The organism is Caulobacter sp. 10L414 (assembly GCF_056395525.1).
This window is the reverse complement of sequence record NZ_JBFTJR010000007.1, coordinates 22,632-38,169: the sequence shown is the minus strand read 5'-3', so window position 1 is coordinate 38,169 and position 15,538 is coordinate 22,632. Positions and strand designations below refer to the sequence as shown.

Annotated in this window: 13 protein-coding genes; 2 read left to right on the top strand and 11 right to left on the bottom strand. The window is 68.5% G+C overall.

Going from position 1 to position 15,538, the window contains the following annotated elements; translation table 11 throughout:
• Positions 1-12 precede the first annotated feature (12 nt).
• Entirely contained in the window at positions 13-855 is an 843-nt protein-coding gene (gene purU, locus AC1DCG_RS04100; protein WP_165258832.1) for a formyltetrahydrofolate deformylase, read from the top strand.
• A gap of 78 nt (positions 856-933) precedes the next feature.
• Here the strand turns inward: purU and AC1DCG_RS04095 are convergent, their stop codons facing one another.
• Together AC1DCG_RS04095 and AC1DCG_RS04090 are read right to left on the bottom strand one after the other, a co-directional pair.
• Positions 934-3,069: a TonB-dependent receptor domain-containing protein gene (locus tag AC1DCG_RS04095; RefSeq protein ID WP_477036928.1), complete on the bottom strand. Its 2,136-nt coding sequence runs from the start codon at positions 3,067-3,069 to the stop codon at positions 934-936.
• 157 nt (positions 3,070-3,226) lie between these two features.
• Positions 3,227-3,748 (bottom strand): FKBP-type peptidyl-prolyl cis-trans isomerase, encoded by a 522-nt coding sequence (locus AC1DCG_RS04090; protein WP_477030264.1) that lies wholly within the window; start codon positions 3,746-3,748, stop codon positions 3,227-3,229.
• Positions 3,749-3,919: 171 nt separating this feature from the next.
• Here AC1DCG_RS04090 and galU point away from each other — a divergent pair, with 171 nt between their 5' ends.
• On the top strand, positions 3,920-4,789 hold the full coding sequence (galU, locus tag AC1DCG_RS04085) for a UTP--glucose-1-phosphate uridylyltransferase GalU (protein ID WP_477030263.1): 870 nt from the start codon (positions 3,920-3,922) through the stop codon (positions 4,787-4,789).
• A gap of 141 nt (positions 4,790-4,930) precedes the next feature.
• Here galU and AC1DCG_RS04080 read toward each other — a convergent pair whose 3' ends face one another.
• From AC1DCG_RS04080 to AC1DCG_RS04040, 9 genes are all read right to left on the bottom strand, one after another.
• Positions 4,931-6,133 (bottom strand): threonine ammonia-lyase, encoded by a 1,203-nt coding sequence (locus tag AC1DCG_RS04080; RefSeq protein WP_477030262.1) that lies wholly within the window; start codon positions 6,131-6,133, stop codon positions 4,931-4,933.
• Between the two features lie 136 nt (positions 6,134-6,269).
• The gene (locus AC1DCG_RS04075) at positions 6,270-7,763 is read right to left on the bottom strand and encodes a sulfotransferase family protein (RefSeq protein ID WP_477030261.1); all 1,494 of its coding nucleotides are present in this window, start codon (positions 7,761-7,763) and stop codon (positions 6,270-6,272) included.
• A 183-nt stretch (positions 7,764-7,946) separates the two neighbouring features.
• Complete coding sequence (locus tag AC1DCG_RS04070; protein ID WP_477030260.1) at positions 7,947-8,447, bottom strand: hypothetical protein; 501 nt, start codon at positions 8,445-8,447, stop codon at positions 7,947-7,949.
• Positions 8,448-8,451: 4 nt separating this feature from the next.
• A complete protein-coding gene (locus tag AC1DCG_RS04065) occupies positions 8,452-9,441 on the bottom strand; it encodes a hypothetical protein (RefSeq protein WP_477030259.1) in 990 nt (329 codons plus the stop codon).
• A gap of 13 nt (positions 9,442-9,454) precedes the next feature.
• Positions 9,455-10,828, bottom strand: a complete 1,374-nt coding sequence (locus AC1DCG_RS04060; RefSeq protein WP_477030258.1) for a hypothetical protein — start codon at positions 10,826-10,828, stop codon at positions 9,455-9,457.
• A gap of 2 nt (positions 10,829-10,830) precedes the next feature.
• Positions 10,831-11,328, bottom strand: a complete 498-nt coding sequence (locus AC1DCG_RS04055) for a DUF4214 domain-containing protein (RefSeq protein WP_165258817.1) — start codon at positions 11,326-11,328, stop codon at positions 10,831-10,833.
• Entirely contained in the window at positions 11,325-13,691 is a 2,367-nt protein-coding gene (locus tag AC1DCG_RS04050) for a glycosyltransferase (RefSeq protein ID WP_477030257.1), read from the bottom strand. The genes AC1DCG_RS04055 and AC1DCG_RS04050 overlap by 4 nt, the downstream gene beginning before the upstream one ends.
• Before the next feature lies 1 nt (position 13,692).
• Entirely contained in the window at positions 13,693-14,826 is a 1,134-nt protein-coding gene (locus tag AC1DCG_RS04045) for a glycosyltransferase family 4 protein (RefSeq protein WP_477030256.1), read from the bottom strand.
• Between the two features lie 59 nt (positions 14,827-14,885).
• Positions 14,886-15,527: a PI-PLC domain-containing protein gene (locus AC1DCG_RS04040; protein WP_477030255.1), complete on the bottom strand. Its 642-nt coding sequence runs from the start codon at positions 15,525-15,527 to the stop codon at positions 14,886-14,888.
• Between the last annotated feature and the right edge of the window lie 11 nt (positions 15,528-15,538).

Sequence of the window (15,538 nt, the reverse complement as noted above, 5' to 3'; positions counted from 1 at the left end):
AGGAAACGGACCATGATCCTGACCCTCTCCTGCCCCGACCAGCCCGGCATCGTCGCCAAGGTCTCGACCTTCCTGTTCGAGCGCGGCTGCAACATTCTCGACGCCCAGCAATTCGACGACCAGGAGACGGGCGACTTCTTCATGCGCGTCGTCTTCGATCCCGACGGCGCCGACCGCCAGGCCCTGCGCGCCGAGTTCGAGGCCCTGGCCAAGGGCTTTTCCATGCGCTGGAGCCTGCGCGACCCGGCCGAGCGCTATCGCGTCATGATCCTGGCCAGCAAGTTCGACCACTGCCTGGCCGACCTCGTTTATCGCTGGCGCATCGGCGAGCTGCCGATGGACGTCACCGCGATCGTGGCCAATCACCCCGCCGAGACCTACACCCACGTCGACCTGTCGGGCCTGCCCTTCCATCACCTGCCGGTGACCAAGGAGACCAAGTTCGAGCAGGAGGCCGCGCTCTGGAAGCTGATCCAGGAGACGCAGACCGACATCGTCGTCCTCGCCCGCTACATGCAGGTGCTGTCGGACGGCCTGGCGGCCAAGCTCTCGGGCCGCTGCATCAACATCCACCACTCGTTCCTGCCGGGCTTCAAGGGCGCCAAGCCCTATCACCAGGCCCACGCCCGCGGCGTGAAGGTGATCGGCGCTTCGGCCCACTACGTGACCGGCGACCTCGACGAGGGTCCGATCATCGAGCAGGACGTCGAGCGCATCAGCCACCGCGACACCCCCGAAGACCTGGTCCGCAAGGGCCGCGACATCGAACGCCGCGTGCTGGCCCGCGCCCTGCGCTGGCGCCTGGAGGACCGCGTGCTGCTGAACGGCCGCAAGACGGTGGTGTTCACCGACTGACGCGGCCTTGAAGGCTTCAAACGAAAAGGGGCGGCCCGACGGGCCGCCCCTTCTGCGTTCTGCGCGCGATCGCGACGCCTAGAAGTCCACCTGCACCGAGACCCACAGACGGCGGGGCTCCTGGTTGTTGGTGTATTCGGGCGCGTAGGCCACCGGCGCGCCATAGGGCAGCTGGCGCACGAAGTCCTTGTTGAACAGGTTGTAGATCGTGGCGTTCAGCGTGACGGCTTGCGTCGCCTTGAACGAGCCGCCCAGGTGGAACAGGCTGTAGGCCTTGTAGTCGCCCAGGGCGACGCGGGCCGGGCCCTCGCCGCGATAGCGCTCGCTGCGGTACTCGCCGCGCACCCAGGCGTTCACCCGGTCGGTCACCCGCCAGCGCAGGTTGCCGTTGAGCATGTGCTCGGGCGTGTCGGTCAGCTTGCGGCCGGCTTCGGCCCCGCTCTTCTGCTCGCTGTCGGTGAAGGTGTAGTTCAGGCCCAGCGTCCAGTCGTCGGCGAAGCGCCAGCGCGCGGCGGCCTCGACCCCTTGCGTCACCGCCTCGTCGATATTGATGCTCTGGCCGAAGGTCGCGGCGTTGGGGAAGAAGCCCACGTCGACGCAGCCGGCGGGGCGGCCCGTGCCGGCGTTGTACTGCGCCTGGGTCAGGCCGAAGGCGCAGTTGGTCACCGGCGGGCCCGAGGCGATCTTGTCCTCGAACTTGTTGTGGAAGACCGTGACGTTGGCCGTAAAGCCGTTCTGATTGTCGTAGTAGGCGCCGGCCTCGGTGCTGGTGCTGGTTTCCGGCTGCAGGCCCGGCGAGCCCAGCAGCGGCAGGCGGCCCTGCTGGCCGAAGCCGTTGATGCCGGGGGCCAGCTGCTCCAGGCGCGGGGTCTTGAAGCCCTGGCTCACGCCGCCCTTGAAGGTCCAGTTGTCGTTGGCGTTCCAGACGAGGTAGGCGCGCGGGCTGAAGTGGCCGCCGAACACGCTGTGGTCGTCGTGGCGCGCGCCCAGCGTCAGGGCCAGGCCCTCGGTGAAGCGCCACTCGTCCTCGGCGAACACCGCCCACTGCTCGTGCACGAACGGCTGCGGCGCGACGCCGTCCTTCATCTCGGCGTCCCAGTACTGGCCGCCGATCGTGAAGGTGTGGTTCTTCCAGCGCGAATAGAGCTTGGTGTCGAAGATGGTGTTGGTCGACTCCAGGTCGCGGGCGCCGCCGGCCCCGGCCACGCCGTTGGGGATGATCCGGCCGATGGTCTCGGTCTTGGCCTGCGAGAGGTTGCTCTCGATCTGGCCGAACGGCAGGCGCCAGTTATGGGCCAGGGCGATCTGGCGACGGTTGAACTCCAGGGCGTTGGCGTAGCCGCCGGCCGTGGTGTTGGTGCCCATCTGGCCAGCTGAGTTGTCGTACCACTGGGTGGACTCGTCGATGTCCAGCCACAGGTCGTGGTCGGCGTGCGGCGTCAGGGTCAGACGCGCGCCGATCGTGCGCAGCTCGCTCTTGGTGGCGCTGCGGCCAAAGCCGGTGATCGGGGTGTCGACGCCGCCGACGTTCTCGTAGGTCAGCTTGGAGGCTTCGCGGTTCAGGAAGCTGCCGCGCACGGCCAGGCCCAGCAGGTCGCGGACGATCGGCCCGTTGGCGTAGAGGTTGCCGCCATAGAGATTGCCGAACTCGTCGTCGCCCTGCAGCGTGCCGTCGAGGCTGGCCGTGCCGCTCCACTTGGTCCCGACCTTGCGGGTGATGATGTTGACGACGCCGCCCATGGCGTCCGACCCGTAGAGGGTCGAGACCGGACCGCGCACCACCTCGATGCGCTCGATGGCGGCCACCGGCGGCAGGAAGCTGGTCGAGGTCTCGCCAAAGCCGTTGGGCGTGACGCTGCCGGCGGTGTTCTGGCGGCGGCCGTCGATCAGGATCAGCGTGTAGTCGCTGCCCATGCCGCGGATGTTGATGTTGAGGCCGCCGGTCTTGCCCACGGCCGAGCCGACGTCGACGCCTTCGACATTGGTCAGCACCTCGGCCAGGCTGGCCGCGCGCATCTCCTGCAGCTCTTCACGCGGCACGACGGTGACGCTGGCCGGGGCGTTGACCAGCTTCTGCTCGAAGCCGGCGGCGGTGACGACGACGCCGTCCAGGTCGGCCGCGTCCGGCGCGGGTTCGGCGGCCATGGCCGCGCCCGACAGGGCCAGGGCCGCGGCGGACCCCATCAGAACGGAAGCAAACGTGACGCGCGACATCCCCAACTCCAGCCAAGCTTCTTGCGAGTGAGTGTCGCTATCAGCCCGGCAAGCCGGAGAACCAAGCGCTTTGACCGCGCGGCAACGATTTGAAACCAGCCGGAAACGTAGGCGCAAGGAACGCGCCCACGCTCAGCCCCATCCGTCAGGCCACGGATCAGCTCTTGGGAGCCTGCAGCTTGCTGCGCAGCACGTCGATCAGCTCGATCTTGAAGACCAGGGTGCTGCCCGGCGGGATGTCGGCCCCGGCCTGGTTGTCGCCATAGGCCAGGTCGGCCGGCACGTAGAGCATCCACTCGTCGCCCGGGCGCATCAGCTGCATGGCCTCGACCCAGCCGGGGATCAGGCCGCGCAGCGGGAACGAGGCGGGCACGCCGCGCTCGTAGGAGCTGTCGAACACGAACCCGTCGAGGCGCTTGCCCTCGTAGTGGACCTTGACCTCGTCGATCGGACGCGGGTGCAGGCCGGTTTCCGGACCCGAGCGGATCACCTTGTACTGCAGGCCGCTGGGCAGGGTGACGACGCCCGGCTCCTTGGCGTTCTTGGCCAGGAAGTCGGCCCCGGCGGTCTTGGCCGCCGACATCGCCGCCTGCCGCGCGGCCAGATCCTCCTTGGAAGGACCACATCCCGCCAGCGACAGGCCGGCCAGGGCGGCGAGAAGAAGGAACCGAGCGCGCATGAAGGTGTTTCCGATGGCCATATCCGCGTCCTGAGCTAGCAGGCTTGGCGCGAACATCAATCATTCCGTGCTTGGAACGCATTGCAGACATCGTTGTCACGCAACGGTGGTGGCGTGGTCGGCGGCCACACTCTAGAACCCTGTCATCCGAGACACAGATACGAGGTGCTCATGAAACCCGTCCGCAAGGCCGTCCTTCCTGTCGCCGGCCTGGGCACCCGCGTGCTGCCCGGGACGAAGTCGACGCCGAAGGAACTTCTCAACGTCGTGGACCGGCCGATCCTGTCCTACATCGTCGAGGAAGGCCGCGCCGCCGGCATCGAGCACTTCATCTTCGTCACCGGCCGCGGCAAGGGCGCGATCGAGGACTATTTCGACCACCAGGTCGAGCTGGAGATGCAGCTCGAGGCCAAGGGCAAGCTCGACATCCTCAAGCAGCTGCGCGACGAGCTGCCCAAGCCGGGCGAGATGAGCTTCGTGCGCCAGATGGCGCCCCTGGGCCTGGGCCACGCGGTGTGGTGCGCCCGCGACATCATCGGCGACGAGCCGTTCGCCGTGCTGCTGCCCGACGTCATCGTCGACGCGCCCAAGTCGGCGCTGGCCCAGCTGATCGAGGTCTATGACCAGGTCGGCGGCGGCAACGTCATCGGCGTCGAGGAAGTGCCCGAAAGCGAGACCCACAAGTACGGCGTCGTCGCCCCCAGCAAGGTCGAGGGCCGCCTGGCCACCATGAGCGGCATGGTCGAGAAGCCCCCCAAGGGCACGGCCCCGTCGAACTGGGCCATCGCCGGCCGCTACATCCTGCAGCCGGAAATCTTCGACCTGCTGGCCAGCCAGGAAAAGGGCGCCGGCAACGAGATCCAGCTGACCGACTCCATGGCCAAGCTGATGCAGAACCAGGCCTTCCACGCCTATGTCTACGAAGGCGACACCCACGACTGCGGCGACAAGATCGGCCTGCTGAAGGCCAATGTCGCCCTGGCGCTCAAGCGCCCGGACCTGGGCGAAGCGGCCCGCGCGGCGATCTCCTCGCTGCTGTAGGGATCCTCGAAGGCGGAAATCGAAAAGGCCCCTCTCCGACGAGAGGGGCCTTTTTGCTGTCGCCTCCAAAGCTCGTCATCCCGGCCGAAGCGCAGCGCAGAGCCGGGATGACGAGCTTTGGAGGTTTTTCCTGCGCCGGCCTTAAACCGTCCGCGGCGGGTAGCCGTGCTCGCGCAGGGCGTCGATGACTTCCTGGGTGTGCTGGGCGTCGCGGGTCTCGATGGTGATGTCGAACTCCGCGCCCTTGGCCGGCACGTCCAGCGCCAGGCGGTTGTGGTTCACCTCGATGATGTTGGCGCCCATGGTCCCGATCACGTGCGAGACGGTCGACAGCAGGCCCGGGCGGTCGTCGCCGACGATGCGCAGGGACACCAGCCGCTGGGCGCGCACCAGTTCGCGGGTCAGCACCGAGGCCAGGAGGCGGGTGTCGATGTTGCCGCCGCACAGGATCAGGCCGCACTTCTTGCCGCGGAAGCGTTCCGGATAGGCCAGCAGCGCCGCCAGCGAGGCCGCACCGGCGCCCTCGGCAATGGTCTTCTCGACGTTGCAGTACAGCGAGACGGCCTGTTCCAGGTGCGGCTCTTCCAGCAGCAGCACGTCGTCGATCAGCGGGCGGGCGACGCCGTAGGTCAGCTCGCCGACCTGCTTGACCGCGACCCCTTCGGCGATGGTCTGGCCGCCGCAGTGGGCCTGCACGCCGCGCATCTTGGCGGTGAAGGACGGGTACATGGCCGGCTCGCAGCCGACGATGCGGATGTCGGGATTGACCGCCTTGGCCGCCGTGGCCACGCCGCTGATCAGACCGCCGCCGCCGATCGGCACGGGCAGGATCTCCAGGTCCGGCGCGTCCTCCAGCATCTCCAGGGCGATGGTGCCCTGGCCGGCCATGATGTCGTAGTCGTCGAACGGGTGGACGAAGGTCAGGCCCTGCTCGTCGCGCAGCTTGCGGGCGTGGGCGTTGGCGTCGTCATAGGTCTCGCCCTCGATGACCACGGTCGCGCCGAAGTCGCGGGTGTGCTGCACCTTCACGAAGGGCGTGGTCTTGGGCATGACGATGGTGGCCGGCACGCCGAGGCGGGCGGCGTGATAGGCTAGGCCCTGGGCGTGGTTGCCGGCGCTGGCGGCGATGACCCCGCGCTGCTTCTCGACGTCCGAGAGCAGGAGCAGCTTGTTCAGCGCCCCGCGCTCCTTGTAGGCGGCCGTGAACTGCAGGTTCTCGAACTTCACCCACACCTCGGCGCCGGTAATCTTCGAGAGCGTGCGCGAATAGCGGCACGGGGTGCGCTCGATATGACCGGAAAGACGCTCAGCGGCGGCGCGGATGGCGGTGATGTCGAGGGTCATGAAGTTCGGTTTCTTCGTCCTGGAGCGATAGGCCGCGCGCACGGGGCGGCGGCCCGCCGTCCTTACCCCAAGGCGGGCGTCCGTGGGGCTAAAATCTGGCCCTCGGAACGCCGGCCGGACGGGCCGCGGGGGCCGTCTACAGCAGCTTCACCTGGATCGAGCGCATGGCCAGGCCCAGCTCGCGCGTGTCCTCGACGGGCTCGTCCTGCGGACGCTTTCGCACCGGCAGCAGCAGCTCCAGGTCGACCACGCCGTTCTCCAGCCGCGTGGTGAAGGCGTAGCGGGCGGGCATGGGTTCATCGGCCCGCACCCTGTGGTGCATTTCCTTGCCGTCGGGCGTGCGGATGATGAACGGCACGTGCGCCTGAGCGGCGAAGCTTGGAATGAACTCCAGGTCGATCCAGGCCTCGGCCGACGGCGGCGCATCCTGGATCCGGAACTGAACCCGCGCCCGGTCGGCGACGGTCCAGCACCATTCGGGCTCGGGATCGCCGAAGCCCGCCGAACCGATCGCGCGCTCGTCGGCCCGGCCGAAAAGAACCTTGCTGCCGTCGGCGACGACGCGATGCACGCGGCCCAGGTCGAACAGCTCCGACAGGCTCTTGCCGTCCCAGGCGTCGACCACCGGATGGAAGGCGCCGCGCAGGCCCGCCAGCTCTTCCGACGCCAGGCCGTAGAACCGGGCGTGCTCGGGCAGCGGCGCCATCAGGTTCTCGAAGCGGTTCTCGACGCCGAGGAACGCGGCGATGCGGCCGGCCTCTTCCTCGAAGTTGTTGGCCAGGCTCTCGTACTTGACGAACAGGTGGTCGGGATCGTCGCGATGCGCCAGGGCGTAGTCCCAGTTGCGCAGCCATTCCTCGATCGCCTGGCCGATGTCCTCGACGTGCCAGATGTCGGCCTTCAGCTTGGCCATCTTGGCCCGGTGCATCGACGAGCTGACCACGTCGAGCGGATTGCGGATGACCACCACGACCTTGGTCGACAGGCCGTACTGGGCCTTCAGCGCCTCGCGTTCCTTGAGGTCGAGGTTCGGCATCTTGTCGCCGAAGGCCTGCAGGTCGCCCTTGCCGGACGTCGCGCGATAGACGGCCTCCAGGATGTCGAAGAACGATTCACGACGCGGCACCGGCAAGAGGTCGACGATGTCGTTCGACGGACGCTTGTTGTCGCGCGCGGTGTGGTGGGCCAGGGCCGCGCCGAGCGGATCTTCCTTCTTCTTCTTGGCGGCGGCCTTGCGCGGCTTTTCCGCCACCGGGTCGGCGACGACCTCCTGGGCGACGATCTCCTGCGCGGCGGGCGGGGGCGTATCGATGGACGAGGCCACCGCCTCGACCGGGGCCTCGACCTTGGGCGGCGCGGCCGAGGCGGCCGCCAGCTGCAGGGCGACCTTCGGCTTCACCACGGAGGAGAATTCGCGCTGGCTGCGATCGGCGTCGAACAGGCGGTCGGCGATGTCGAACAGGCTCTTGAGGCCGTACTCGTGCATGCACCCAACATGCGGATGGGTGTTCAGGATCTGCTGGAGCACCGTTGTGCCGCTACGCGTGCCACCCGTGAGGAAAAACCACACTTTGTCCGTAGTCACCAAGTTAGACGCGGCATTACCCACAACGCAGACCCATCGATACATTTCAGCGATATCGAGATAGGGTCATCGCGGGTAAACGTTCGCAAACGCTACCTTAGAGGGAAAACAACGCCTCCCCTTGACCAACCCCACCTCAGATAGTGGCCGACACTATGTGATCACGCACGCTTGCTCAACACCCTAAGCCGGGTAGCCGACGAAGGGCGCGCGGCGGGGCCGGCGATCCTAGATCTGGATCCGCCCCAGCGAGCAGGCGGCGTCGGCCTGGTCGACCAGGCCGTAGGCCGTGACCTCGCCGGAAACCGTGGTCGCATAGCCGCGCCAGCCGACGGCCTCGGACGTCACCGCGGGCATGGCCTTGGGCACGTCGGGGCGCGGACGGCCGCCGTCGGCGGCGCCGGTGATCACGCCCTTGTCGTCGACCAGCAACACCTTGAGCGTCCCGCGCTTGCCGGTCGCGTCCCAGCCCCAGCCCTCGACGGCCACGCCGGACTTTCCGTCCCCGTAGCGGGCGGTGACGATGTCGACATAGCCCTCGCAGTCGGCCTTGGCGGGGAACTTGGCCAGCATCTTCTGGCCCAGGTACGGCTTGGCCCAGTCGGCGATGGCCGGCAGCTGATCGGCGACCAGCGGCGCGTTGGACCGGGCGCTGGAGCCGCCGGACAGGTCGCACGCGGCCAGGCCCAGCGTGGCGGCGATGATCAGGGAAGCGCGGAAAGCTTGCATGGCGTCACCTTCGGGAAAGATCGTCAAAACGCGACGAGGCGCGGGCGTAGATCGCGGCGTCGTGCTGGGTCAGTCGCTCCAGGAGATCGTCCGCGCGCGGATCGACGCCCTCGAACGGCTCCCAGTCGTATCGGCCCTGATAGACCACGTCGTCGTGGCGCTCCCGCAAGGGATCGCCGACGTCGCAGGCCAGGGCCTGGGCGAAAACGCGCCGCGCGCCGGGCAGGTCCTCGAAAATCCCCACGACGGCCTCGTCGACCAGGGCGCCGGCGGCCTCGACCGCGGTCGCCGGATCCAGCGGCGCGACCTCGCCGCGGGCGGCTTCCCAGCGGCCCTTGGGCAACGGACCGCCCAGGGCGCGCGCATAGCCGTTGTCGAGCACGGTGGGCGCGACCTGCGCCCCCTCGGCCAGGAAATCGGCCAGGTCCAGGCGCTTGGCCAGCCGGCACAGCTCGAAGTCCATCCGCTCGACCAGCGCCTCGTCATAGGCGCGCAGGTGGCGATAGACCCGCACCAGCCGCGCCTTGGGCTCGGCCAGCATCAGCAGCACCTGGCGCCGGCCCGGGATCAGGCGCAGGCTTGAACGATCGAAGAAGCCCGCGAACGCCCCGTAGGCCGCCAGGTCGACGGCCGACCGGAACAGCAGGCCGTTGTGCTCCTCAGGGCAGCGCACCTCCTGCGCGGTCCCGTCGGAAAACAGCCGCATCACCTGATCCGAACCGACCTGGGGCAGCCGCAGGAAGACCCGCCTCGCATGGTCCTCGGGCAAAGCGTCTTCCACGCCGTGGCGATAGCCCTCGACGCGGTCGAACAGCCCCGCCCGCTCGGCCATGAACAGGAATTCGGGACCGTCGAGCAGCCGCTGCCGGAAGCCCTCCAGGCTGAGCCCCGCCGAAAGGTGGGACTGCACGGCCTGGTCGCTTTCGGCCTCCCGCCCGAGAAGCCATCGATATCCTTCACGGACGTGCGCCTCGGTCAGCGGGGTGCTGCTCATGACGGCGCCCTCCTCAGCGCACGACGTTGATCGGGATCGCGACCTCCTGCGCGGCCCAACCGACGGTCTCGATCACAATGCGGGCCCGCAGCTCGTAGGACCCCGGCTTGGCCGGGACCGGCACCAGAAGATCGACCTCGCCGGCCGGCCGGTCGACGGCGCCGATGTCCATCCAGTCGCTGGAGAGTTCCGAGGAGCCCTTGCGCAACCAGGTGAAGGCCACGCGCGGGAAGGCTTCCTTGCTGGCCATCAGGGCGTTGCGGTTGCGCCAGCCGACGCTGACCCAGACGCCGCCGCGGGCCATCGCCGTGGACGCGTGCGAGGCGATGCCGAAGTCCAGACCCTCGAGATAGGCGCGTTCGGTCGGCGGCGCGGGCCGTTCGGTCGGCGCGGCGTGCGTCACCCGGGGCTCGGGCCACAACACGCTGCCCACCGTCAGCAGGTCGCGTTCGAGCTGCTCCTGATCGACCAGGCCGTCCTGCAGGTGGCTGGGATCGCGCTCCAGCTCGGCCAGACGCTCGGCATAGGCCGGCCGATGCCGGTGGTTGTCGATGATCCACGGCAGGACCTTGTCGTCGGCCGGCCGCGGCTCGGGCGAATTGGCGTAGTCGTCCGGCTTCAGCACGTCCGGCGGCACCCCGATCAGGCAGGAGCGGCCGAGGATGTAGTGATAGGTCGCCAGCATCCGCTGCAGGTCGGCGTTGCGCTCGAAGACCTGGCCGAAGATCTCGCCCCGCGAGCCCGGACCCTGACCCTGCCTGGCCGCCCAGTTGACGCGCAGCATGTCGCGCGCCGAACGGTAGCGGTCGACGAACGGGCGGGCGTACCAGCGCACCTCGGCGATCGCCGCGCCGCGGTGGGCGAAGTGATCGTAGTCGATCGAGGTCGTCGCCAGCATCAGCAGGTCGGAGACCTTGCCGCCCATGTAGCGGTCTTCCAGCCAGAACGGATGGATCGAGTTGAAGGCGCCCGTGAAGATCCGGCCGCTCAGGCCGCCCAGCGGATCGGCCGGCGCCGGGACGGCCTCGGCCAGATAGGCCAGCAGGCCGTCGAGATTGACCCGGTGCGGAAACACGATGTCGGGGCGGATGCGCAGCACCACCTGGTCGGGGTGCAGCCGCTCCAGCGCCCGCCGGAAGGTGGCGGTCTGCAGGTAGACGTGGCCGGGCCCGGCATAGCCGGTCGGCTGCGGCGCCTCGATGAGGATCGCGCCGATATCGGCCAGGTCCCGGCGCAGACCTTCATAGAGGTCGATCTCGCCGATCCAGGTCGAATAGTAGATGTCGTTGACCAGCCCCTGCCGGCGGTACTCGCCCAGGGACTTCAGGATCGGCCGAAAGAGATCCGGCCGGCGCACGAGTCCGCAGATTACGACAGTGACGGACATGGCTACTTGAGCATCCGGATGAGCGCGCGCCGATACTCGACGGGGCGCATGAACTTCAGCACCAGTCGCCAGAACAGCAGGTTCTCGATCTGGACGTTGCGGGCGCGACCCTCGTCGGAGAAGCGCACCGCGATGATGACGCCCAGACGGTGGTAGCGGCTGGCGAGCGCCCCGCTGCTGTAATAGGCCGCGCCGCCCGGATCGGGCTCGCGCCGCAGCAGACCGGCATAGATCGCCGCGACGAACTTGTGCTGCTCGACGCCCAGGAAGTCCTGCACGCGGAAGCGCCGGTTGGCCATGAAGTAGTAGAGCTCGGGATCCACCGGCGCGGCCACGTGCACCGGCGCCGGAGCCGCCGCCGGGGGCGGCGGGGGCGCCTGGTCGGCGACCTGGGCTTCGTTGAACCGGCGCCCCGCCGGAACGCGAGCGGCCCGCTTCAGCTGCGCCATGAGGGCCGAAAGATCGACGTCGCGGTGATGCTGCTCGGAAGGAATGCTCACTTCACGTTCTCCATCACGGCGGTGAACAGACGCTCGGCGTACTGGGGGAAGCTGCAGAAGTTGCGGGCGTAGGCCAGGCCGTTGCGGCTCAGCTGCTCGCGGGCGCCCGGGTTCTTGAACAGGTGGGTCAGCATCTGGACGAGCTCCTCGGCCTCGTGCTCGCCCACGTCGGCCTTCCAGGTCAGATCGTCGGCGTGTTCGGCGAACTGGCCAACATCGCTGACGAGGCAGGCCTTGCCGAACGCGAACGCCCGGTGAAGGCTCCCGGAGGATTCACCCAGGGTCGGATAGCGCAGGTTCAGCACGACGTCGCAGCGCTCGAGGCAGGCGTCGAACGTCATGTCCGAACACGACCCCGTCGCGATGATGTGGTCGGCCAGCCCCTGCTCCTCGATCATCGCCTTGCGGTCTATGCTGGGATCGTTGACCTCGCCCACCACCAGCAGGACGGCGTCGAAGCCCATCTCGCGCACGCGGGCCAGGGCGTTCAGGACGCTGGGCAGGCGCTTGAGGCGGTTGATGTGGCCGAAGGCGCCGATGACGAACCGGCCCTCCAGCTTGGCCAGCAGCCCGACGATGTCGGCGTCGAGCTCGTCGGAGCGATAGACCGGACGGCGGGTCGCCAGGGCGTAGGTGTCGATCGGCACGTTGGGAACCACGCCCCGCAGCGCCTCGGCCGCCGCACGGCTGTGCAGCACCACGCGGTGCGAGCGCTCGGCCACCAGGGCGTTGAGCGGATGCTCGAAGACGTCGACGCCCGTGAAGTCGGTGCTGTCGGCGTGGCTCAGCACCTCGGGCGTCACGTACTTGCCAAGGGCCTCCAGGTAGACGGCCCGCTCGCCCGGCTTGCTCGAACGGCCGAAGGCGTCCAGCACGAACGGGTGGATGTTCGGGTCGTGGATGATGATCGTCGACGGGTGCTCGATCGCGTACTGATAGAACTGCTTGTGGAACGGCGTGTTGTTGCCGATCTGCACGACCGCGCCGTCGAACGACTTCTTGCGGCGCAGGAACTTGGCCATCGGGATGATCTCGACGCCTTCCAGGGGCGTCGGGTCGAGCACGTCGTCGGTGTGGACCACCGTCAGCACGCAGCGCTCGCGCAGTTCCATGGCCAGGTGATAGGCGTCGTTGGCCACGCTGCTCGCCTGGGGCGGCCACGGGGTCAGAAGGGCGATCTTGCGGGCCTTGTTGGCCTCGATCGCCGGCGGCTGCGGGTGGAAGCCGCGCGAATAGAGCGCCGCGGAGTTCATCCACTCGAAACCGCGGGCGTGGCGCACCGCGCCCTGGTGGTCGAAACGACCGGCCTCGGTCTCGGCCACCATGGTCTTCAGCGCCTGGGCCACGCCCTTGGCGTCGTTCGGCTTGAAGTACACGGCGTAGTCGCCGCACACCTCGCGCGAGGTCGGGATGTCGGCGGCCGCGACGGGCGCGCCGCAGGCCAGGGCCTCGAGCAGCGGCAGGCCGAAGCCTTCCAGCAGCGAGTCGAACACCACGCCGTAGGCGGTGCGGGTCAGGTGCGCGACCTGGGCGTCGGTGACGAAGCCCAGGATCTCGACCCGGTCCGACAGGCCGTGCTCGGCGGCGATGGCCGTCAGCCGGGCCCGCGTCTGCTCGCTGACGCCGCAGACCACCTTGAACGTCAGGTCGCCCAGATCGCCGGCCGCCGCGGCCAGGCAGAAGCCCTCGACCACCTGCGGCAGGCCCTTGCGCGGGTCGTCGCCCGAAACGGTCAGGATGTGTCCCGGACGGTCCTTGCGCGTGATCCGGCCGGCGATCGGCCAGAACCGGCGGAAGTCGACGGCGTTGGAGGCCGCGTCGAGGCGGCCGCGCGGCTCGCCGCAATAGTCCCGCACCTGGGCGACGGCGCCCGCCGACACGCAGGGCAGGTAGTCGGGCCAGGTCTTCAGGCTTTCGACGCGGCGCAGGTACTCTTCGCGGTCCGCGGCCGCCCAGTTGTCGAGATAGATGTGCGGCAGCAGGGCCGGGATCAGGTCGTGGACCGTCAGCGCCACCTTGAGGCCGGGCAGCTCCGCCGGGAGCGCCACGTTCATCATCAGGGGGTTGGGGTTCCAGTACCAATCAGCGCCGACCCGGCGGGCCAGGTCGCTCACGCGCTCGCCGTAGAGACGGGTGCGCTCGCCCCAGTCGCCGGCGGGCGGCAGCTGGATGGTCTCCAGCTTCAGGACGCGCAGGACGTCGTCGGCGAAGACGTCGAGATCGGCTCCGGCCGGCATGGCCAGCACCCATTCGTGACTGATGTCGTAGCGCGCCAGCGCCGACACCAGTTCGATGAACACCCGACCGATGCCGCGGCCGACTTCAGGCGTGGCCAGGGTCTGGCCGTCGATGAGAATCCGCATGTCAGCCCAGCAGAGTGATCAGATTGTCGAGGAAGGCGTCCTCGCCGCAGGTGCTTTCGACGTACTCAAACCCCTTCCGGCCCTTGCGGGTGCGGACCGACGGCTCGGAGAGCTCCAGGCAGGCGCGCTCGAAATCGTCGTAGGACCAGACCGCGGCGCCGCCGTTGGAGCGCTCGATGTGGCCCTTCAGCACCTCGCAGGCGCCGTTGACGATCACCGGGCAGCCCTGGGCCCAGGCTTCCATCACCACGTACGAGAAGCTTTCGTTGCCGCTGAGGTTCACCAGGGCGGACGACTGACGCAGGATGGCGGCCTTCTCGGCCTCGCTGACGAACCCGCGATAATCGACATCGTAGCCTTCGAGAAGCGAACGCTCTCCGTCGCCCGTGATCGTCAAGCGGAAAGGCTCCTGCCCAGAGGAAAGCAACCTGTGATTTAGAAGCCTATGCCAATCCAGGAGCACCGGCAAACCCTTGCCGCGATCCAGCCGGCCCACGTAGAGCAGCTGCCGCTGACGGCCTTCGTAGGCCGGCGGCTGGTCGGGCGTGCCGACCGGCAGGCTGGTCACCGGCGCCTCGACGTCGCGACGGCTCATGGCGTCGCCGTGGGCGCTCAGGGTGAGATCCTTTTCCTCTTCGGTGAGGAACATCATCGCGCGCGCGCCGGTGATCAGGCGCTTGACCGGCTCCCAGTAGAACGGCGCTTCGTCGTGGAACGCCGACATGACGACGGCCCGTCCCGGCGCCGCGGCCACCACGCCATGGGCCAGGGCCTGGTAGTACGGACCGCAGATCACCAGCACGTCTTCGTCGAGCGCCTTGACGGCGGCGTACAGCGCGTCGCTGGCCAGGCCCAGGCGGAAGAAGGCTTCCTTGTCGGCTTCCGAAAGCACGCCGCCCGAATAGAGCCGGTGATTGATGGCGTGGTACTCGTCCATGCCCTCGGCGTTCACCGCGAAGCGGCGCACGGGCAGCCCGTCCAGGCTGTCGACGTCAGGCAGGTCCTGATGCTTGGCCCAGTCCTTGAAGGGACTCTCCGACTTGGTGGTGAAGATCGTGACGTCCCACCCGCAGGCGCTCAGCAGCCGCGCGGTGTCGAGCAGCGCGCGCGCAGCCCCCCCGGCGAACGTCCCCACCCAAGGCACGCACACGACGGCGCGCGGCGAAGCCTTATCTTTTTGAGCCCCGTTCAAGTTCAGTCTCCACTCAGCCCAAAAACCCGCGCCGCCTTGTCGGGGAAGTCGGTGCACAACATCAGACGATCGCTGGCCAGCGACGCCGTCTCGCGCCATTGCGCCCAGACGTCGTCTTCGGGGCGCTTGTGCAGTTCGGGGGAGACCAGCGCGACCTCCTTGCCCTTGGCCAGCCAGCCCTCGATGTCGGACGGCGCGATCCAGTCCGACACGAACGCGTCCATCCAGATGCCGACCGCCTGGGCTTCGAAGCTCGGCGCCGGCTCGTATTCGGAAACGCGCGAATAGCAGTCGAGGTCGTGGCGCATGTAGCCGACGGCGTCGGCCACCGACATGTCGAACACGAAGTAGCGGTCGACGCCATGGCGGGCCAGGGCCTCGGCCAGCGGCTTCTGCAGGCCGTCGGCCTTGATGTTCAGCGCCAGGCGTCCGGGCTGGCCGGCGGCGGCGTACCAGGCCAGCAGGTCGTCCAGCCCGATATGGTCCTGCCCGGTCGGCGGGTCGTGGCTGACCACCACCCGGCCCTCGTGATCTCGCAGGTCGGTCTCGACGCCATAGCCGGCGTCGAAGGCCCGCCGGATGGCGAGTTCGCTATTCTTCTCTTCGGGAGACCGCCACCAACCGCGGTGCGCCAACAGCAACAAGACAGCCTCGC